This is a genomic window from Nocardioides anomalus, from assembly GCF_011046535.1.
GTDB classification, from domain to species: domain Bacteria; phylum Actinomycetota; class Actinomycetes; order Propionibacteriales; family Nocardioidaceae; genus Nocardioides; species Nocardioides anomalus.
Map to the genome: position 1 here is coordinate 4,125,468 of NZ_CP049257.1, position 18,993 is coordinate 4,144,460.

19 protein-coding genes are annotated in these 18,993 nt (G+C 71.5%); 9 read left to right on the forward strand and 10 right to left on the reverse strand.

What is annotated here, in order from left to right:
- Positions 1-3: 3 nt before the first annotated feature.
- Positions 4-849, forward strand: coding sequence for an aldo/keto reductase (locus G5V58_RS20565; RefSeq protein WP_165236809.1), 846 nt, complete (start codon positions 4-6; stop codon positions 847-849).
- A gap of 22 nt (positions 850-871) precedes the next feature.
- On the opposite strand, the gene G5V58_RS20570 is transcribed toward G5V58_RS20565, so the two are convergent.
- Positions 872-1,408, reverse strand: a complete 537-nt coding sequence (locus tag G5V58_RS20570) for a hypothetical protein (RefSeq protein ID WP_165236811.1) — start codon at positions 1,406-1,408, stop codon at positions 872-874.
- Positions 1,409-1,505: 97 nt separating this feature from the next.
- Between G5V58_RS20570 and G5V58_RS20575 the strand changes: the two genes are divergently transcribed.
- Entirely contained in the window at positions 1,506-2,015 is a 510-nt protein-coding gene (locus G5V58_RS20575; RefSeq protein WP_165236813.1) for a hypothetical protein, read from the forward strand.
- 4 nt (positions 2,016-2,019) lie between these two features.
- On the opposite strand, the gene G5V58_RS20580 is transcribed toward G5V58_RS20575, so the two are convergent.
- Both G5V58_RS20580 and G5V58_RS20585 read right to left on the reverse strand, forming a co-directional pair.
- Positions 2,020-2,445: a nuclear transport factor 2 family protein gene (locus G5V58_RS20580; protein WP_165236815.1), complete on the reverse strand. Its 426-nt coding sequence runs from the start codon at positions 2,443-2,445 to the stop codon at positions 2,020-2,022.
- A gap of 33 nt (positions 2,446-2,478) precedes the next feature.
- On the reverse strand, positions 2,479-2,922 hold the full coding sequence (locus tag G5V58_RS20585) for a hypothetical protein (RefSeq protein ID WP_165236817.1): 444 nt from the start codon (positions 2,920-2,922) through the stop codon (positions 2,479-2,481).
- A 74-nt stretch (positions 2,923-2,996) separates the two neighbouring features.
- Here G5V58_RS20585 and G5V58_RS20590 point away from each other — a divergent pair, with 74 nt between their 5' ends.
- Positions 2,997-3,872, forward strand: a complete 876-nt coding sequence (locus tag G5V58_RS20590; RefSeq protein ID WP_165236819.1) for a TIGR03619 family F420-dependent LLM class oxidoreductase — start codon at positions 2,997-2,999, stop codon at positions 3,870-3,872.
- Complete coding sequence (locus G5V58_RS20595; RefSeq protein WP_165236821.1) at positions 3,869-5,014, forward strand: hypothetical protein; 1,146 nt, start codon at positions 3,869-3,871, stop codon at positions 5,012-5,014. The genes G5V58_RS20590 and G5V58_RS20595 overlap by 4 nt, the downstream gene beginning before the upstream one ends.
- A gap of 66 nt (positions 5,015-5,080) precedes the next feature.
- Here the strand turns inward: G5V58_RS20595 and G5V58_RS20600 are convergent, their stop codons facing one another.
- From G5V58_RS20600 to G5V58_RS20620, 5 genes are all read right to left on the reverse strand, one after another.
- Positions 5,081-7,684 (reverse strand): acetoacetate--CoA ligase, encoded by a 2,604-nt coding sequence (locus G5V58_RS20600; RefSeq protein WP_165236823.1) that lies wholly within the window; start codon positions 7,682-7,684, stop codon positions 5,081-5,083.
- Positions 7,685-7,728: 44 nt separating this feature from the next.
- Complete coding sequence (locus G5V58_RS20605) at positions 7,729-8,943, reverse strand: ABC transporter permease subunit (protein ID WP_165236825.1); 1,215 nt, start codon at positions 8,941-8,943, stop codon at positions 7,729-7,731.
- Positions 8,940-9,752: an ATP-binding cassette domain-containing protein gene (locus tag G5V58_RS20610; RefSeq protein ID WP_165236827.1), complete on the reverse strand. Its 813-nt coding sequence runs from the start codon at positions 9,750-9,752 to the stop codon at positions 8,940-8,942. The genes G5V58_RS20605 and G5V58_RS20610 overlap by 4 nt, the downstream gene beginning before the upstream one ends.
- A 91-nt stretch (positions 9,753-9,843) precedes the next feature.
- Positions 9,844-10,995, reverse strand: a complete 1,152-nt coding sequence (locus G5V58_RS20615; RefSeq protein WP_165236829.1) for an ABC transporter substrate-binding protein — start codon at positions 10,993-10,995, stop codon at positions 9,844-9,846.
- Between the two features lie 166 nt (positions 10,996-11,161).
- On the reverse strand, positions 11,162-12,934 hold the full coding sequence (locus G5V58_RS20620; protein WP_165236831.1) for a flavin-containing monooxygenase: 1,773 nt from the start codon (positions 12,932-12,934) through the stop codon (positions 11,162-11,164).
- A gap of 278 nt (positions 12,935-13,212) precedes the next feature.
- Here G5V58_RS20620 and G5V58_RS20625 point away from each other — a divergent pair, with 278 nt between their 5' ends.
- Both G5V58_RS20625 and G5V58_RS20630 read left to right on the forward strand, forming a co-directional pair.
- Positions 13,213-13,581 (forward strand): YciI family protein, encoded by a 369-nt coding sequence (locus tag G5V58_RS20625; RefSeq protein ID WP_165236833.1) that lies wholly within the window; start codon positions 13,213-13,215, stop codon positions 13,579-13,581.
- A 34-nt stretch (positions 13,582-13,615) separates the two neighbouring features.
- Positions 13,616-14,863, forward strand: coding sequence for an RNA polymerase sigma factor (locus G5V58_RS20630; RefSeq protein ID WP_165236835.1), 1,248 nt, complete (start codon positions 13,616-13,618; stop codon positions 14,861-14,863).
- Here the strand turns inward: G5V58_RS20630 and G5V58_RS20635 are convergent.
- Entirely contained in the window at positions 14,860-15,447 is a 588-nt protein-coding gene (locus tag G5V58_RS20635) for a GNAT family N-acetyltransferase (RefSeq protein WP_165236837.1), read from the reverse strand. The genes G5V58_RS20630 and G5V58_RS20635 overlap by 4 nt on opposite strands.
- A 74-nt stretch (positions 15,448-15,521) precedes the next feature.
- Here G5V58_RS20635 and G5V58_RS20640 point away from each other — a divergent pair, with 74 nt between their 5' ends.
- From G5V58_RS20640 to G5V58_RS20650, 3 genes are read left to right on the forward strand one after another with little or no spacing between them, the layout of a single operon-like run.
- Positions 15,522-16,355: an SDR family oxidoreductase gene (locus G5V58_RS20640; RefSeq protein WP_230486799.1), complete on the forward strand. Its 834-nt coding sequence runs from the start codon at positions 15,522-15,524 to the stop codon at positions 16,353-16,355.
- 4 nt (positions 16,356-16,359) lie between these two features.
- The gene (locus tag G5V58_RS20645) at positions 16,360-17,517 is read left to right on the forward strand and encodes a sulfotransferase family protein (RefSeq protein ID WP_230486800.1); all 1,158 of its coding nucleotides are present in this window, start codon (positions 16,360-16,362) and stop codon (positions 17,515-17,517) included.
- On the forward strand, positions 17,514-18,584 hold the full coding sequence (locus G5V58_RS20650) for an NAD(P)H-dependent amine dehydrogenase family protein (RefSeq protein WP_165236839.1): 1,071 nt from the start codon (positions 17,514-17,516) through the stop codon (positions 18,582-18,584). The genes G5V58_RS20645 and G5V58_RS20650 overlap by 4 nt, the downstream gene beginning before the upstream one ends.
- An 11-nt stretch (positions 18,585-18,595) precedes the next feature.
- Here the strand turns inward: G5V58_RS20650 and G5V58_RS20655 are convergent, their stop codons facing one another.
- Complete coding sequence (locus G5V58_RS20655) at positions 18,596-18,964, reverse strand: DUF2256 and DUF3253 domain-containing protein (protein ID WP_165236841.1); 369 nt, start codon at positions 18,962-18,964, stop codon at positions 18,596-18,598.
- Positions 18,965-18,993 lie beyond the last annotated feature (29 nt).

The following is an 18,993-nucleotide window of genomic DNA, read 5'->3' on the forward strand; positions in this document are numbered from 1 at the left end:
GACATGACCGTCCCGACCCTGACCCTGAACAACCAGACCGAGATCCCGCAGCTCGGCTTCGGCGTCTTCCAGGTGCCGCCCGAGCAGACCGCGGACGTGGTCAGCCAGGCCCTGCAGGTCGGCTACCGCCACATCGACACCGCCGAGATGTACCAGAACGAGCAGGAGGTCGGCGAGGCCCTCAAGGCCACCGACGTCCCGCGCGAGGAGCTGTGGATCACCAGCAAGCTCAACAACGGCTTCCACAAGCCCGACGACGCCCGCCGCGCCTTCGACGAGACCCTGAGCAAGCTCGGTCTCGACCAGATCGACCTGTTCCTCATCCACTGGCCGCTGCCCACGCTGTACGACGGCGACTACGTCTCGACCTGGAAGACCCTCACCGAGTTCGTCCAGGACGGCCGCGCCCGCTCCGTCGGCGTCTCCAACTTCCAGCCGGCCCACCTGGACCGGATCGTAGCCGAGACCGGCATCGTCCCGGTGGTCAACCAGATCGAGGCGCACCCCTACTTCCTCAACGACGAGGCCCGCGAGGCCAGCCACCGGCACGGGATCCTGGTCGAGGCCTGGTCGCCAATCGCCCAGGGCGCGGTGCTCGACGACGAGGTCATCACCCAGGTGGCCGCGGCCCACGACAAGACGCCGTCGCAGGTCACCCTGCGCTGGCACGTGCAGCGCGGCGACATCGTGTTCCCCAAGTCGATGCACCGCGAGCGCATGGAGGAGAACTTCGCGATCTTCGACTTCGAGCTCACCGACGACGAGATGGCCTCGATCAGCGGCCTGGACAAGGGTGAGGACGGCCGCACCGGCCCCAACCCCGACACGTTCGACTACATCCCGGACTGACCCGGACCACCGGCTGGCGGCGCTAGCGGACGGTGACCTTCACCTCGTTGGAGGTCTCCGGTCCGCTGGTGTCGCGCACCCGGAAGGTGTTGACCCCCGAGGACGCGGTCTGGACGTAGGTCGAGAACGTCCCGCCGCTCACCGGCACGTCGACCGGGAAGTCCTGCCACTTGCCGTTCTCGAAGCGCTGCACCTGCAGCACCGCACCCTCACCGCCAGGGTAGACGCCGGTCAGGTAGATCTCCTCCATCGGCCCCACCTCGGTCACCGACGAGGACAGCGAGATCGCGAACTCCGGCGCCGCGGACGTGCTCTCCACCGGCGTCGGCTCCCCGGGCGCCAGCGTGATCTGCGGGCCGCTCTCGGATTCGGTCTCCGACGGGCGCGGGAGGTACATCGACTGCTGGCTGGACGCCGTACCGCCGTCGTCCTCGCCACCGAGCCCCAGCACCCGGGTCGCGCCCAGTGCGCCGACGCTGACCAGCAGGCCGACCACCACGCCGACCCCGATGAGCGCGGCGAGACCCGAGATGACCGGGTGGCCCTCCTCGTCGGACACGACGGCTCCTTCCGCTTGGGGTCGTCCCTGGGACGCCGCCATTCTCCGGCAGGTTGCGCGGTCGACCCAATCGCACCGCCGGCACTACGGTGCGGTCGTGCCCCAGGACCCGATGGCCACGGCCCGCGCGGTGCAGGCGGTCATGGCGCAGGCCTCGGCGTGGGTCGCGCAGTACCGCGCCGACCTCGCCGCCCGCGGGCTCGGCTTCGGCCCCGACGACCTCGCCGCCATCACCGCTGCCGCCCAGGCCCACCCCACGCCGCCGCCCAGCGCCGACCCCGCCGCCGACGCCGCCGAGGCCCAGCGCGTGCAGCAGCTGGCCCTGAGCGCCGAGTACCCCGAGGGCGGCTTCGCGCCCACCGACCCCCGGCTCGCCGCCGTCGGCATGCCGCTGGTCAGCTGGGCCATGGCGGCGCGAGCCGTCGGCTGGGCCACCTCCGACGAGGCCCTGGTCGAACGGGTCCTGCGGGCGCTGGGGCACACCCGGGCGGACCACGACACCGCGACCGCGCACTGGACGGCCGTGCTGAAGCAGGACATGGCCGTGGCCACCCTCTACGGCCAGCTCTTCACCCACTGCGCCCCGTTGCCGACCCGACCGGCCTGAGGGCTCAGAGGTTCTGCTTCCAGACCACCTCTTCGCGCAGCCGCACCGAGCGCCAGCCGTCCGGCGTACGCGTCATCGTGTGGTGGTAGAGCCCGCCGAACTCCACCAGCTTCGTGCCGCCCTGGCCGTCGTCCATCGGCATGGGGTTGTGGAAGTACGCCGCCACCTCGGCGCCGTCGCCGTCGAGGGCGATCTCGACCTGGCCCAGCGTGTGCATGCGCAGCGGGAAGAACGCGGGCAGCACCTCGGCGAGCCACGCCTTGATCTCCGGGTACGTCGCGTCGATGCCGCCCGAGGCGGTGTAGTCGATGCGCGCGTCCGGCGTGAAGACCGTGTCCAGCCGGTCCCACGCGCCGGTGTCGATGGCGCGGGTGTAGCGGACCAGCACGTCGGTGATCTCCGCGCGGTCGCTCAGCTCCTGGAGGTCCACCCGCCGGAGGATGGCACAGAAGTGGAACCTGTTCTAGTCGAGGCCTCGCGCGCAGAGGTCGCCGCCGCTGCCCCACCGGTGCCAGCGCCTCGCGGCGGGCTCACCGGGCCGCGGGGCGACGCGGACGTCGAGTCGGGTGTAGGCCACCGTGCCGTCGGGGCAGGTGCCGAGCCGCGAGGCCCGCAGCACGATCCGGCCGGGCCGGGCGTAGTACCCGCCCTCCGGGCGCAGCAGCCAGGTCACCCCGTAGCCCCGGGCCTTCCCGTGTCCCCACCGCTCCCAGCGCAGCCGGTCCACCTCGCCGGCCGGGTCACCCCCGTTGGAGATGCGGGCGGGCTCGACCTCTCCCCACCCGGCACCGATCGGGGCCAGGTGCTGGGCCGAGCCCAGCGTCGGCGGGTCGGCGGCGCGGGCGGGCGCCGGGACGAGCGCGGGGAGCAGGAGCAGGGCGAGGAGGGGGGAGGAGGCGGCGCACACCTCCTAGACGCTCCGAGGGGCCTGGCTGGTTGCGGCCGTGGCATCGAACTGGAACACGTTCTAGTCTGGCGCCCATGCGGTTCACCTACGCCGAGGCGATGACGCAGGCGACGTACTACGCACCCCTGGCCCAGGCGGCCGAGGCGGCCGGCTACACGAGCATGACCGTCGCCGACAGCCTGATCTACCCGCGGGAGTCGGACTCGAAGTACCCCTACACCGACACCGGGGACCGCGAGTTCCTCGACGGCAAGGAGTTCATCGAGACGATGGTGCTCTGCGCGCACCTGTTCGCGGTGACGAGCACGCTGCGGCTCACGCCGTTCGTGCTCAAGCTGCCGGTGCGCCCGCCGGTCCTGGTGGCCAAGCAGGCCTCGTCGCTGGCCCACCTCTCGGGCAACCGGCTCGGCCTCGGCGTCGGCATCTCGCCGTGGCCGGAGGACTTCGACGCCCTGGGCGTGCCGTGGGAGAGGCGCGGCAAGCGGATGGACGAGTGCATGGACATCGTGCGCGGCCTGACGTCGGGCGACTTCTTCGGCTACTCCGGCGAGTTCTACGAGATCGAGCCGCTCAAGCAGTGTCCGGCGCCGAGCGAGCCGATCCCGCTACTGGTGGGCGGGCACGTCGACGCGGCGCTGCGGCGCGCGGTGCGCAAGGGCGACGGCTGGATGCACGCCGGCGGCGACGGCGAGGAGCTCGACCGGCTGCTGACCCGGCTCGCGGAGATCCGCCGGGAGGAGGGCGACACCCGCGACGACTTCGAGGTGCACGTCATCTCCTACGACGCCTACGACCTCGACGGGATCAAGCGGCTCGAGGACAGGGGCGTGACCGACTGCATCGTCGGCTTCCGGGTGCCCTACATCAAGGGTCCGGACACCGAGCCGCTCGAGATCAAGGTCAAGCACCTCGAGCAGTACGCCGAGAACATCATCGCGAAGGTGTCATGAGCCAGTCGCTGAACCTGACCAAGCCCCTCCAGGACGCCATCGCCGAGGCCGAGGAGCTGATCGCCAACGCGCCCTTCATCGCGACCGAGGCCGACCGGCTGGAGGGCTACGACTACCTCGCCGGCCGGATCCGGATGGCGGTGCAGATGGCCTTCGACTACGACCTCGACCACCCCCTGTTCGTGAACCCGACCCACCAGTTCAGCCGCCAGGGGCTCGACAACCCCGACGCGATCTACTTCAACGCATTCCTGCGCGAGGGCGTGGAGTACGTCGTGCGCGGACGCCGAGGCACCACGGCCGACCTGTCCTTCCAGGTCATGGGCGGCACCTACTCCGCCGACTCCGCGGCCACCTCGCTGATGGCCTTCGACGACCGCGAGCTCGAGGTCGGCCCCGACGGCCGCTTCGAGTTCTCCTACGTCGCCGAGCCCGGCGCCAAGACCATGATCGTGCGCGAGGTCTTCAACGACTGGGACACCGAGGAGCGCGGCACGCTCACCATCGAGCGCCCCGACACGCTCGGCCGCCCGGCCGCGCCGTACTCTCGGGAGCGGCTGGCCAAGCAGTACGAGGTGGCCGCCCGTTCCCTGGTCGGCTCGATCCAGACCTGGTTCGCCTTCCCCCACTTCTTCCAGTACAAGGAGCCGGTCAACACCCTCACCGCGCCGCGGTCGACCCCCGGCGGCCTGGCGTCGCAGCGCTCGAGCATCGGCCACTACGAGCTGGCCGACGACCACGCCATGGTCATCTCGGTGCCGCGCTGCGACGACTGCGCCTACCAGGCCGTGCAGGTCGGCTCGGACTGGTACGCCTCCACCGACTACGAGACCCACCAGACCTCGCTGACCAAGGCCCAGGCCGTCACCGACCCCGACGGCGTCATGCGCTTCGTGGTCTCCGCCCAGGACCCGGGCACCGCCAACTGGCTGGAGACGACCGGGCACCGCACCGGCGCCCTCATGCTGCGCTGGCAGCGCCTCGAGCGCGACCTCACCGCCGCCGACGGCCCGACCGTGGAGGTCGTCCCGTTCGACTCCGTCCTCGACGCGCTGCCGCACCACGTGCCGATCACGCCCGAGGAGTACGCCGCCCGCATCGCCGCACGCCAGCGCTCGGTCGCGCGCCGGATGATCTCCTGACGCCCGGCGCGACCCGGAGGCCGCAGCGCCGTGACCAGCACGCGGGCCCAGCGCGCCGGTCAGGAGTCAGCGCACTCCCACGATGGCCTCAGCGATGGACAGGTAGCGGTCGAGCAGAGGGTCGAAGCTGAGGGGTGCCTCGGGGCGGTACCACGTGGCCACGCCCGCGCACAGCGAGGCGATGGCCCGCCCGGCGTCACGGGGGTAGGGGGTGTCGAAGACACCGGTCGCCACCCCGCGCTCGATGACGTCGTCCAGCATCGCCTGCAGCTCGTCGCGACGCTCGACGTACTTGCGCCGGTTGCCGGGGTCGAGGCTGCGCAGCTCGCTCGTGGAGACGATCGCGCCCTTGCGGCGGTAGACGTGGAACAGCAGCATCGACGAGACGAGAGCGTCGAACTGTGCGCGCGGCTCGTCGTCGGCCTCGGCCACCGCGACGCGGCTGCGCTCGATCAGCTCGTCGACGACGACCATCATCAGGTCCAGCAGGATGTCCTGCTTCGACTTGTAGTGGTGGTAGATCCCCGGGACCGAGAGGCCCGAGCGGTCCGCGAGCTGGCGCGTCGTCGTCCCGTGGTAGCCCTTCTCCGCGAAGACGTCGAGGGCCGCGCTCAGCACTCGTGGCAGCTCCTGCTCGTGGTAGATCCGCCAGTCCTGGTAGGTGCCCGACGACGCGACCGTGGCGGACGCGTCCGCGCCACCGTTGCGCTCGTGGGCGAAGTCGATGAGCCACTTCAGCGCATCGACGTCGTCGACCGCGCCCATGCTGGCGACCCGCTGGGGCGCGGCGCCCTGCAGGATGCGCTTCACCGGGACCTCGAGCCGCTTCCCGGTCCGGGTGTGCGGCAGGCTCGGGACCACGATGACCTCGTCGGGCACGTGCCGCGGCGAGGTGCGGCCAGCGATGGTCTCGACGATCCGGGCCCGCAGCAGCTCCTCGTCGCCGTCGGTGTCGGCGACGACGAACAGCGGCATCCAGTAGCCGCCCTCCGCCAGCTCCACCCCGACGACGAGGCTGTCGGAGACCTCGGGCAGGGACTCGACTGCCTCGTAGATCTCGGCGCTGCCGAGCCGTACGCCGTTGCGGTTGAGCGTGGAGTCGGTGCGCCCGTGGATGATGACCGTGCCGCGCTCGGTGATGGTGATCGAGTCGCCGTGGCGCCACACACCCGGGAAGACGTCGAAGTAGGCGTCCCGGTAGCGCTCCCCCTCGGGGTCGTCCCAGAAGGCGATCGGCATCGACGGCATCGGACGGGTGATGACCATCTCGCCCGTGCCGCCGGGTGGGAGACGGTTGCCCTCCTCGTCCCAGGCCTCCAGGGCGACACCGAGCGCCGGCCCGCTGATCTCTCCGTCGTAGACCGGCAGGTTGGGAGCGCTCGCGACGAAGATGCCGACGATGTCGGTCCCTCCACTCATCGAACCGAGCTGCAGATCGGCCCGTACGTGCTCCCGGACCCACTGGTTGCTGCTGGCGGGCAGGACCGAGCCCGTGACACCGATGAGCTCGAGCCCCGACAGGTCGTGGTCGCGCCCCGGTTCGACGCCGTCTCGCGCGCACGCCTGGAGGTAGCCCGGGCTGGTCCCGAAGACGGTGACCCCCAGCTCCTCGACCACTCGCCACAGCTGCCCGGTGTCCGGGTAGGTGGGACTGCCGTCGAAGAGCACGATGGTCGCCCCGTGCAGCAGCCCGCAGACCTCGGCGTTCCACATCATCCAGTTGGGGGTGGTGAACCAGAAGAAGACGTCGCCCTCGCCCAGGTCCATGTGGAAGCCCGGCGAGACGAGCTGCTCGAGGAGGGCCCCGCCGTGGCCGTGCACGATGCCCTTCGGGCGTCCGGTGGTGCCTGAGGTGAAGAGCACCCACAGCGGGTGGTCGAACGGCACCTCGACCGGGGCGGTGACCGGTCGACTGAAGTGCTGCACCTGCTCCCAGGTCAGGTCGTAGGGCGTCGCCTCGCTGCGCGCGACCCCACCCGTCTCGATGGACACGACCAGTGCGTCGACCGGCAGCAGGCTGCGCAGCTCCGCCATCGCCTCACGACGGTCGTGCCGCACCCCCTTGTAGAGGTAACCGGTGCCGGCGATGAGGACGGTCGGATCGAGCTGACCCAACCGGTCCATCGCTGCCGCCGGCGCGTAGTCCATGCCCGCCTGGGACCACACGGCACCCAGGGTGGCCGCCGCGAGGAAGGCCACCACCCCCTCGATGCAGTTCGGCAGGTAGGCGACGACCCGGTCGCCCTGGCCGACACCGCGGTCGGCGAGCGCACCCGCGACGCAGGCGACCTGCTCCCGGAGCTGACCGAAGGTGATCGACTCGCGGTGGCCGTCGTCGCGCACGAGGACGATCGCATCCCGCTCCGCCGCACCGTGCTTGAGCATCTCCCGTGCGAAGTTCATCGACGCGCCGTGGAACCAGCGCGCTCCTGGCATCTCGCGCCCGGAGAGGACCTCGGTCGCACCGGCGCCGAAGTCGACGCCGAAGTAGTGCGCGACCGCCTCCCAGAACTGTGCGGGCTCGGCGGCCGACCAAGCGTGCAGCTCGCGGTAGTCGCGCGGGTCGTCGAGGGTGACGATGCCCTGCGTCCCGAGCCAACGAGCGAAGTCCACCACCCGGGAGCCGTCGATCTGCGCCGCTGTCGGCACCCATCCGGCCTCGACGGTCATGTCCGTACCTCCCCGTTCACTCACGCGGGACGTCGTCTCAGAGGTCATCGGCGGTTGGGCAGCAACGATCCGCGGGTGATCACGACATCGATCGCCACGGCCAGGATAAGGACTCCGCCGGTCGCGAAGCTCTGCACCTCGGTCGACATGCCCAGCAGTTGCACGCCGTTGTTGATCGAGCCGATCACCAGCGCACCGAGCAGCGCCGCCCACACCGTCCCGCGGCCACCGAAGAGACTGGCGCCGCCCACGACGGCCGCCGCGATCGCGTTGAGCATCAGCGGACCTCCGCCCGAGGAGTTGGACACGGCCAGGAGCCGCGAGGCTTCCACCACGCCGGCCACGGCGGAGCACGCGCCGAGCACCAGGAACGAGTAGACGACCATGCGCGCGACAGGGATGCCCGCACGCTGCGCGGCCTCGCGGTTCCCGCCCACGGCGTAGAGGTGGCTGCCGTACCGGGTCTGGGTGGTGAAGTAGGACCCGACGAGGAGCATGCTGACGAGGATCAGCACGGGTAGCGGGAGGCCTCGGTCCTGGGTCAGGACGACCACCACGCCGAAGATGACGACCCCGCTGACCAGGGCCGACACACCGACCGAGACCAGCGCGGTCGGGGCCGCCGCGGTGCCACGCGCCCGGTGCCGGGAGAGGCGGACCGCACAGAACACCAGCCACCCGGCGGCGGCGAGCGCGAGGCTCCAGCCGGCCGGGATGCGGGTGGAGGCGATCTCGGCGAAGTCGGTCCCACCGACGTTGATGGTGAACTCGGGTGGGAGCACCACCAGCAGCAGTCCCTGCAGCACCACCATGCCGCCGAGCGTGACGATCAGGGACGGGACCCCGAAGACGATGACCAGCGCCTCGACGAAGACGAAGAGCAGCCCCACGACCACGCCACCGAGCACCGCGAGCCAGAGGGGCCACTCGCTCTTGACCGCGAGCTGGGCGGTCACCGTCGCAGCCACGCCGGAGAGCATCGCGGAGGACAGGTCGATCTCACCCACCAGCAGCACGAAGACGACGCCCAGCGCGAGGATCGCGGTGGTGACGATCTGCAGGGAGAGGTTGGTGATGTTGGCCGAGGTCAGGTAGGCCGAGTTCTGGGAGTAGAAGTAGAGCCAGATGAGCGCCAGGACGATCAGGACGGGGATGCTCCGGTAGGGGCCGCTGAAGCCGCCGGCGATGCGCGAGCGCAGCGGCGTGGACGGCTGACCTGGCGCGGCGGCCGCAGTGACGGGAGACTGGTCGACGCTCATCGGTTCCCTCCGGGGTTCGGGGAGGACTCGTCGGCTCCGGTGATCGCGGCGACCAGGTCGCCCGAACCGTAGTGGCCGCGCCGGAACTCGGCGACCTTGGAGCCCAACCGCATGACGACCACGCGGTCGGCGACCTCCTGGATGTCTTTGAGGTCGTGCGAGATCACCAGCACACCTCTGTCCTGCGCCCGCAGTCGCACGATCAACTCGAGCACCTCCGCGCGTTGGGACACGCCGAGCGCGGCCGTCGGCTCGTCGAGGAGCACCAGGCTGGGGTCGGAGACCAGAGCGCGGGCGATGGCGATGCCCTGCCGCTGACCACCCGACAAGCCCCCCACGGGCGCGCTCAGGGACCGGACCTTGACCGACAGGCTGTCGAGCAGCGCCCGGGCCTGCGTCTCCATGCGGTGCCGGTCGAGTGGGCGACCGCGCAGGACGCTGCCCGCGAGCTCCTGGCCCAGGAAGAGGTTGCGGACCGCGTCCAGGTTGTCGCAGAGCGAGAGGTCTTGGTACACGGTGTGGATCCCGGCCGCCTGGGCTCCCCGCGGCGTCTCGAGACGGACCGCCTCGCCTCGCACCCGCAGCTCGCCGGTGTCGGGGTGCTCCACCCCCGAGATGACCTTGACCAGGGTCGACTTGCCGGCGCCGTTGTCGCCGACCAGCCCGACCACCTCGCCCCGGAAGAGCTCGAGGTCGACCTCGTGGAGCGCCCGGACGCCGCCGAAGTACTTCGAGATGCCGTGCAGCTCGAGCAGCGGCTCACGGCCGGTCGTGGGTGCGGCACCGGGGTCCGCGATGACCTCAGGCATGGGTGTTCCCTCCCCTGGCTGGATGGCAGTCGTGCGTCGAGCCGGTGCGCGGGGTGGCCGCCGTCGGGCGGCCACCCCGGACCGTGACGGGTCAGCCCGCCTTCTCCTGGCACGTGGGGGTGTCGGCGGCCGGGCCACCGTCGCAGATCTGCTCCCACGTGAAGATGCCGAGGTCGACGGCCTGCTGCACGACCTCGCCCGGGTCCTTCCCCTCCTCGAGGTGGATGAGAGTGGTGTCGAGCTTGGCCGTCGGGATGTCGTCAGAGCCGTTGTTCACGGTGTCCGCCACGAGGTCCGACGGCGGGTCGTCGCCGTTGATCGCGGCCACGGTGATCTTCGCGGCGGCCTCGGCCTCGACCGAGAACGCCTTGAGCACATCGTCCTGCTGCTCGCCCGTGAGCATGTACTGCAGGCCGGTGAGCTCGGGGTTCTGGCCGCCGTACACCGGGATCTGAACGTCCTTGGCCCGGAGCGCAGCGATGATGCCGGAGGCGTTGCCGTCGTAGAAGCCGAGGAAGACGTCGACGTCGCCCTGGGTCTTGGTCAGGCACTGGTCGGCGGCCTGCTGAGCGTTGTCCGGCGCCCAGTCCTTGATGTAGTCCTCGCAGACCACGTTGAGGGTGCCGTCGTCGATCATCGGCTGCAGGACCTCGTCCTGACCGCGCAGCATCTCGGTCGTGTAGACGTCACCCTTGTTGCCGTACTGGCGGGCCACGTCGACCGGCCCGTCGCCGAAGGCGCCGGCCTCGACCTGGCTCTGGAAGTACTCACCCTGCTGCACACCGACCTTGTAGGGGTCGAAGATGACCTGGGCGTACATCGGCCCGTTGAGCGGAGGGTTCTCATAGCCGATCACGGGGACCCCGGCACCGTCCGCGGCCTGGAGGATGGCGGCGCTCGTGTTGGGGTCGGCGGCCACGACGACCAGGGCCTTGGCCCCCGCCGCGATCGCGGAGTTCGCCTGCGAGAGCTGGTTCGCGGAGTCACCGCCGCCGTTGACGAACTTGACCTCGATGTCCGGGTCGAGCGACTCCAGCGCCTTGGCGAAGTCCGGCCCGTCCTGCTCGATGTAACGGGTCGGCGTCGTGTTCGGTGCCATGAAGTAGACGAGCTTCTTCCCACCGCCCGACGACGCGTCGTTGCCCGAGTCCCCATCCCCACCGCATGCGCTCGCCACCAGGCTGAGCCCGCAGAGGAGCGCGATGCCGAGGCCCGCTCTCTTCCTCTTGGTGCTGACTTGCATCTTCTCTCCTTTGCCGACGCACCCGGGCCTGGTGGACCGGGCGTGAGTGAGCGCTGGTGCCAGCCCTCCTCGGATGACCGTGAGCGAACGGCGCGGGGTCGCGCCGTTCACGGCCGGGGTGCAGAGTCCCGAGAAGACCCGTGTGTGGTGTGGTGACGCCCGAGCGTCAGGTCAGTGAGATCCCGGCCTGGTCGGCTGCGATCTGCAGCGCCAGGTGCTTGGAGTAGACGCGGACCCACGCGAGCGGACCGCCCATGTACCAGAAGCCGGGGTGGCCGGTCCGGCGGTAGAGGCCTCCGATCTCACCGTCCTCGCCGATGCCGAGGACCAGCGGCAGCCGATCGGCCACCTGGTCCCCGAAGAGGCGTCGTGCGGTCTCACGCATGTTGGAGTAGCCGGTGGCGAGCACGACCAGGTCGGCCTCGAGCTCGCGACCGTCGGCGAGCCGGATCCCGGAATCGGTGAACTCCGCGAGCCCGGACCCCTGGGCGAGCGCGATGCTGCCGTTCGCGATGAGCCCTGAGGCGCCGACGTCGATGTAGTAGCCACCGCCCTTCGCCAGGGCGAAGCCCATCAGACCGGTGCCGTCCGGCCCGTCGTTGAGCCTGAAGCCGACCGCCTCCAGCGAGGCCAGCAGGGCGGCGTCCTTCTCGGCTGTGTCCTTGACCCCCTGCTTCGCGCCCTCGAGCACGAGCGGCCAGGGATAGGCGCTGGCCAGCAGGTCGGAGTACTCCGTGGGCGGGCCGGACTCGGTGAAGTTGGCACCGAAGATCGCCGGGATGCCGTTCTCCTGGCTGATGATGTGGGTTGAGGAGCGCTGCACCAGCGTGACCTGGGCGCCTGCCTCGTGGAGGTCCTGGGCGATGTCGTGCCCGCTGTTGCAGGCGCCCACCACGATCGCCTTGCGCCCCGACCAGTCGCCGCCGGAGCCGTGGCGGCTCGAGTGGTAGACGGTGCCCTGGAACAGGTCCCGACCGGGGAAGTCGGGGACGTTGGGCTCACCCGCGGCACCGGTCGCCAGGACGACGTCGCGCGGGCTGAGCGTGCGCTCCCCTCCGGGGGTGTGCACGGTCAGCGTCCAGCGGTGTGCGTCCTCGTCGTAGGTCGCCTGCGTCATCTCAGCCGCACACCAGACGTTGAGCTCCATGGCCTGGGCGTAGAACTCGAACCAGTCGGCGATCTTGTCCTTCGCCGAGTAGATCGGCCACGACTGCGGGAAGGGCAGGTAGGGCAGGTGGTCGGCCCACACGGGGTCGTGGAGGACCAGGGAGTGGTACCGCTTGCGCCAGCCGTCGCCGACCCGCTCACTCTTCTCGAGGACCAGCGCGTCGACCCCCATCAGCCGGAGGTTGGCGGCGAGCGCCAGACCGCCCTGCCCGGCGCCGAGGATGACCACGTCGGGATCTCGGTCGGCGTAGGCCAGCGACGCCTCGCGTTGGTCGCGCCAGTTGCGCTGGGTGGTCGCACCGACCTCGTGACGGGGCCCGGTCGGCCGTCGGGGACCGAGGGCACGCTCGTGGCCCTTCAGGTCCTCCATGCCCGTCATCACGGTCCAGGCTCGCCAGGCACCGTCCTCGTGCCGGATCCGCGCCACCCCACGGCACCACGACCGGGGGGTCTCGAAGGTGAAGAACCCCTCCACCGTGCCCGGGCCACCGTCCTCGGGGACGAACCGCGGGCCGAACTCGGTGACCAGAGCGACGTCACTGATCGCGGCGTTCACCAGGTGCGCGTCGAGCAGTCCAGCGATCCGCTCCGGGCCGTGGAAGGTCTCGAGGTCCCCACTCAGCGCCAGCAGGTCGCGCCACCAGCAGTCGCGGTCGACCAGGTCCAGCACCGCCGCGGTGTCTGCCGCAGCCAGGCCGTGGGCGAACCGCATGAGCCACTCCTCGAACGCCTCGCGCACGTCGTTCGGCGACGAGTCCACCCCCAGCGTCACGCCCGCTCCTCCATGTCCCGGTGCTTGGTCATTCCGTCCCCGGCCCGACCGAGCGATCGCTCGGTCGGCCGGTGCGCGAGTGTTGCACACGTCACACGGCGGTGGGAAGCCCTCCCGACAGAAATCCCGCCTGCCGCAGCACCGCGCCCGCGCGCTCCACCGCGCGCCGGAGGATCTCCTGACATATTGCTGCCGAGGCGGTGTCGAAGCGGCCCGCCGCCGTTCGACGCGTAGGTGAGAACACCACCGAGCAGCACCGAGCAGGGAGAGAGATCGAGATGCCGCGCTTCATGGGATTCGTCCGGATGGAAGAGGGCGGCGGGATGCCGCCCCAGGCCCTGATGGACGCGATGGACGTCTACATCGGCGAGCAGGCCGCCAAGGGGGTCTTCCTCGACGGCGGCGGCCTCTTCGGCACCGAGGACGCCGTGAACTTCGTGGTCCGCGCCGGCGAGGTCACGCGCGTCGACGGCCCGTACGCCGAGGCCAAGGAGGTCGTCGGAGGCTGGGCGATCATGCAGTACGACACCGTCGAGGAGGCGGTCGCGGGCCAGCAGGAGTTCGCCGAGCTGCACGCGACGCACTGGCCGGAGTGCTCGATGGTCGCCACCATGCGCCAGATCGCGGACGGCCCGCCGGAGGCCTGAGCCTCCTGTCGTCGGGGCTCCTACGCTGGCCTGCGTGCCGGCGCAGGAGTCCACCGAGGCGATCACCGCGACCTGGCGGGCCGAGTCGGCCCGCCTGGTCGCGGCCCTGACCCGGATGACCCGCGACGTCGACCTGGCCGAGGACCTGGCCCAGGACGCCCTCGTGGCCGCCCTCGAGTCGTGGCCGGGCGACGGCGTACCGGCCAACCCGGGCGCCTGGCTGATGACCACGGCGAAGCGCCGCGGCGTCGACCAGTTCCGGCGTGCGGAGAACCTCCGCCGCAAGACGGCCCTCCTGGCCCTCGACGAGCGGCAGGACATGAGCGACCTCGACGCACAGGTCGACCACATCGAGGACGACGTCCTCCGGCTGGTCTTCCTCACCTGCCACCCCGCCCTGAGCCCGGAGTCCCGCGCCGCGCTCACGCTGCGGCTGGTCTGCGGCCTGACCACGGCCGAGATCGCCCGCGGCTTCCTCGCCGCCGAGTCTGCGGTGGCGCAGCGCATCTCGCGGGCCAAGCGCACCCTGGGCGAGGCCGGCGCCACCTTCGAGCTGCCCGCCGGCGCGGAGCGTGAGCAGCGGCTCGACGACGTGATGGCCGTGGTCTACCTCGTCTTCAACGAGGGGTACGCCGCCACCTCCGGCGACAGCTGGACCCGGCCCGAGCTGGCGCACGAGGGCGTGCGGCTGGCGCGGATGCTCGCCGAGCTCGCCCCCGCCGAGCCGGAGGTGCACGGGCTGCAGGCGCTGGTCGAGCTCCAGGCCTCGCGGCTGCCGGCCCGGCTCGACCCCGACGGCCGCCCGGTGCTGCTGGAGGACCAGGACCGCACGCTCTGGGACCGGGCGCTGATCGGCCGCGGCCTCGCGGCCCTGGCCCGGGCCGAGGCGATCGCCGCGGGCGGCACGCCGGTCGGGCGCTACTTCCTGCAGGCCTCCATCGCCGCCCAGCACACCCGAGAGCCGACGGACTGGCGCCGGATCGCGGCGCTGTACGACGCCCTCGCGGTCGCCGCGCCGGGCCCGGTCGTCGAGGTCAACCGGGCGGTCGCGCACGGTCGCGCGTTCGGGCCGGCCGCCGGGATGGCCGTGCTGGATGCGGTCGCCCCCGCGGCCCTGGCCGGCTCCCCTCTCGTGCCGAGCGTCCGCGGCGACCTCCTCGAGCGCGCCGGCCGGCACCGCGAGGCCGCCGCGGCGTTCGCCGAGGCCGCCGACCGCTCCCGCAACGCCGGCGAGCGGAGCGTGCTGGAGCGGCGGGCCGGCGAGAACCGTGCGCGGGCCTAGCGGGCCGCGACGTCCCTGGTCATCACGCAGTTCTGCTGGCCCTTGGGCCGGACGTAGGTGAACCCCGCGTCCTCGTAGGCCGTGCGGGTCAGGTTGTAGAGGAACGAGTCGCTCATCTTCTTGGCCGGGTCGCGGGTGGCCATGTCGTGCGGGTAGCCCTCGACGGTCCCGCCGCCGGCCTGCGCGATGAGGTCGACCGCCCCGCGCAGCGCGGCCCGGCCGTAGCCCTGCTTGCGGTGGCTCTTGGCCACCCGGATGCAGGTGATCCGCCAGTCCGGCGGCGCGGCGGTCTCCGCGTCGTACTGCTTGCGGTGGTGGATGTTGGGCAGCTCCCCCGGCGTCCCGAAGGTCGCCCACGCGACCGCGTCCGGGCCGTCGTACACCAGCGCCGCGTGGGCGATCCCGGCCTCGACCATGCGCCGCTTGAAGTCGGGGTTGGGCTCGTCCTCGCCGCGGCCGTCGGCGACGCCGTGGTGGAAGTGGACGCACCAGCAGCCGCCGAAGAGCCCGCCCATCCGCTCGTTGAGCGCCACGTAGTCCGGCCAGGTGTCCAGGGTCAGCGCCTTGATCTCGTGCTCGGCCACGAGGCGACCGTACGCCGGGATCCGGACGATCCGGCGCTGTACGGAAACTGGAACACGTTCTAGTCTGGGCCGCTGTGACCACCACCTCCGCCCACCACGACACCTCGATCGAGGACCGCTACGAGCCGGTCCCGCTGCTGCGCGACAAGGTCGTCGTCCTGTCGGGGGTCGGCCCGGGGCTGGGCCGGGCGCTCGGCGCCGAGGCCGCGCGGATGGGTGCCGACCTGGTGCTGGTCAGCCGGACCGAGCGGCGGCTGCAGAAGATGGCCGAGGTCGTCGAGGGCCACGGCCGCCGCGCGCTCGTCGTACCGACCGACATCACCGACGAGACCCAGGTCCAGGCGCTGGTGGACCGCACACTGGAGCACTTCGGCCGGGTGGACTGCCTCATCAACAACGCCTTCGGCATCCCGCCCATGGACCCGCTCACCACGATCCCCCTCGACGCGCTGCGCGCGGCCAACGAGACCAACGTCTTCGCGCCGCTGCGCCTGACCACCCTCTTCGCCGACGCCCTCGCCGCGTCGAGGGGGTCGGTCATCATGCTCAACTCCTGCGTGGTCTTCAGCTCCCAGCCGGAGTACGCCGGCTACAAGCTGTCCAAGGGCGCGCTCGAGCACCTGGCCTCCTCGCTGGCCACCGAGCTCGGCCCGCGCGGGATCCGGGTCAACTCGGTGGCGCCGTCCTACATCTACGAGGACGTCAACAAGGGCTACTTCGACTGGCTCGCCTCCGAGGCCGGCACCACCCACGACGACGTGTACGCCGAGAAGGCCGCGCCGACCGACCTCAAGCGGCTGGCCTCGCCCGAGGAGGTCGCCCGCGCCGCGCTGTTCCTGGCCTCCGACCTGGCCTCCGCCGTCACCGGCCAGATGCTGACCGTCGATTGCGGTGAGTTCCACGACTGAGTCCGTGAACCAGAACGTGATGACCCGGGAGCGGGCCGACGTCGGCTCCTACGAGGACATCGCCGCCGCGGCCGTGCGGACCACCGGCCTCGACGACTTCGGCTCCGGGCTGCACGAGGAGGGCCTGCGCGTCCTCGTCGAGGACCTGGCCTCACCGGAGGCGGGGCTCACCCCGCGCGGCAACTACTTCCAGCGCGCCGAGGTGAAGTCGGCGCTGGTCGGCGTGCTGCTCACCCAGGCGGCGTTCACCCGCTTCCCGGCGTACGCCGACGTGCCGATCGAGCGGCCGGTCTTCCTCATGGGCCTGCCACGCACCGGCACGACCGCGCTGCACCGCTACCTGCACGCGGACCCCTCCACGCAGGGGCTGGAGATGTGGCTGACGCAGTACCCCCAGCCGCGCCCGCCGCGCGAGACGTGGGCGGACGACCCGGTCTTCCAGACCATGCAGGCGGGGTTCGCCGCGCACCACGTGGAGAGCCCGGAGTTCATGGGGATCCACTACATGGACGCCACCACGGTCGAGGAGTGCTGGCGGCTGCTGCGCCAGACCGGGAAGTCGAACTCCTACGAGTCGCTGGCCAACCTGCCGCGCTACTCGCAGTGGCTGCAGCGGCAGTCGTGGGTCGACGCCTACGAGCGCCACCGGCAGAACCTCCAGCTCGTCGGCCTCAACGACCAGGACAGGCGCTGGATCCTCAAGAACCCCTCGCACATGACTGCGCTCGACGCGCTCATGACGGTCTACCCGGACGCGCTCATCGTCTACACCCACCGCGACCCGGTCACCTGCCTCGCCTCGTCGTGCTCGCTGTCGGCCGAGACCACGGCCGGGCACTCCGAGACCTACGTCGGCGGCGTCATCGGCCACACCCAGCTCTCGCTGTGGTCGCGTGCGTTCCACGCCTTCTGGGACGCGCGGCCGGCGTACGACGAGGCGCAGTTCGCCGACGTCGCCTTCGCCGACCTGCGCGACGACCCGCTGGGGGTCACCCGCGGCATCTACGAGCAGTTCGGGCTCGACTGGACGCCCTCGGTCGAGGCCGCGATCCGCGACATCGACACCGAGGCCAAGAGCGGCTCCGCGGCGCCGAAGCACTCCTACTCCCTGAAGGACTACGGGCTCAGCGAGCGCCAGGTCCGGGACGCGTTCGACCGGTGAAGCGCATCGTCCTCTGGGGCACCGGCGTGGTCGGCAAGCTCGTGCTCGCCGAGCTCGTCCGCCACCCGCACTTCCAGCTCGTCGGCGTCGGCGTCTCCCACCCCGACAAGGTCGGTCTCGACGCCGCCACCATCGCCGGGCTGGAGGCCCGCACCGGCGTCCTGGCCACCGACTCGGTCGACGAGCTCGTCGCGCTGCGGCCCGACGCCGTCGTGCACTACGGCCCGACCGCCCAGCACGCCGACGAGAACATCCGCGTCATCTCGGCGTTCCTGCGCGCCGGCATCGACGTCTGCTCGACCGCCATGACGCCCTGGGTCTGGCCGGAGATGGCCCAGACCCCAGCGCACTGGGTCGACCCCATCACCGAGGCCTGCGCCGCGGGCGGGGCGTCGTGCTTCACCACCGGCATCGACCCGGGCTTCGCCAACGACCTGTTCCCGATGACCCTCATGGGCCTGTGCGGCGAGGTGCGCTCGGTTCGCGCCTCGGAGCTGCTCGACTACACCGACTACGAGGGCGACTACGAGGACGAGATGGGCATCGGCCGGCCCCCGTCGTACACCGCGCTGCTCGAGATCCCCGAGCTGCTGGTCATGGCCTGGGGCGCGACGGTGCCGATGATCGCCCACGCCGCCGGCGTCGTGCTCGCCGACATCACGACCACCTGGGAGAAGTGGGTCACCCCCACCGACCGCCCCTCGGCCAAGGGCACGATCCGCGCCGGCGACGTCGCCGCCATCCGCTTCACCATCAACGGCGTCCTCGACGGCCGCGACGTCATCACGCTCGAGCACGTCAACCGCATCGGCCTCGACGCCGCCCCCGACTGGCCGACAGGCTCCGGCGACGACGTCTACCGCGTCGACATCGACGGCTCGCCCTCGATCAGCCAGGAGACCGCCTTCCGCTTCACCGACGGCTCCGGCCGCGCCCCCGCGGTGGCCGGTTGCCTGGCCACCGGCATGCGCGCGCTCAACGCCGTACCCGCCGTCAACGACCTCGACCCCGGCTGGGTGACCCCGCTCGACCTGCCGCTCATCCCCGGCGCCGGGACGATCCGCTAGCGCCTGCGGCGTCAGGCCCGCCTCAGGCGAACGGCGCCCCGCGCGGTCGAGGGGTCGACCACGCGCCCGCCCTGCACCATCACCACGTCCCCGCTGGCGACGAGCCGCCGCGCGGCCCGCCGCGCCGGCTCGTCGAGCTCGCGCGCACCGTCCGCGCCGCCCACGGCCCGCGCGGCGTCCTCGGGACCGATCGTCGTGCTCCGACCACGGCCCAGCAGCGCCAGGATCTGCTCCTCCAGCCGCCGGTCGGTGTCGCTCACCCCGCGCCGCCGGCACGCCGTCGAGCAGTAGCGCACCGCGTCCCAGTCGCGCTCCCACTTCTTGCGCCACTCGATGCGCCGCCCGCAGGACGCGCACGTCTTCGGCTCCGGGGTGGCCACCTCACGAGTCTGCTGGTCCGCGCCAAGCG

Coding starts and splice junctions, on each gene's coding strand:
- G5V58_RS20605 (WP_165236825.1), bottom strand. CDS start 8,943: ATGAGCGTCGACCAGTCTCCCGTCACTGCGGCCGCCGCGCCAGGTCAG.
- G5V58_RS20610 (WP_165236827.1), bottom strand. CDS start 9,752: ATGCCTGAGGTCATCGCGGACCCCGGTGCCGCACCCACGACCGGCCGT.
- G5V58_RS20590 (WP_165236819.1), top strand. CDS start 2,997: ATGCGGTTCACCTACGCCGAGGCGATGACGCAGGCGACGTACTACGCA.
- G5V58_RS20615 (WP_165236829.1), bottom strand. CDS start 10,995: ATGCAAGTCAGCACCAAGAGGAAGAGAGCGGGCCTCGGCATCGCGCTC.
- G5V58_RS20565 (WP_165236809.1), top strand. CDS start 4: ATGACCGTCCCGACCCTGACCCTGAACAACCAGACCGAGATCCCGCAG.
- G5V58_RS20595 (WP_165236821.1), top strand. CDS start 3,869: ATGAGCCAGTCGCTGAACCTGACCAAGCCCCTCCAGGACGCCATCGCC.
- G5V58_RS20600 (WP_165236823.1), bottom strand. CDS start 7,684: ATGACCGTCGAGGCCGGATGGGTGCCGACAGCGGCGCAGATCGACGGC.
- G5V58_RS20625 (WP_165236833.1), top strand. CDS start 13,213: ATGCCGCGCTTCATGGGATTCGTCCGGATGGAAGAGGGCGGCGGGATG.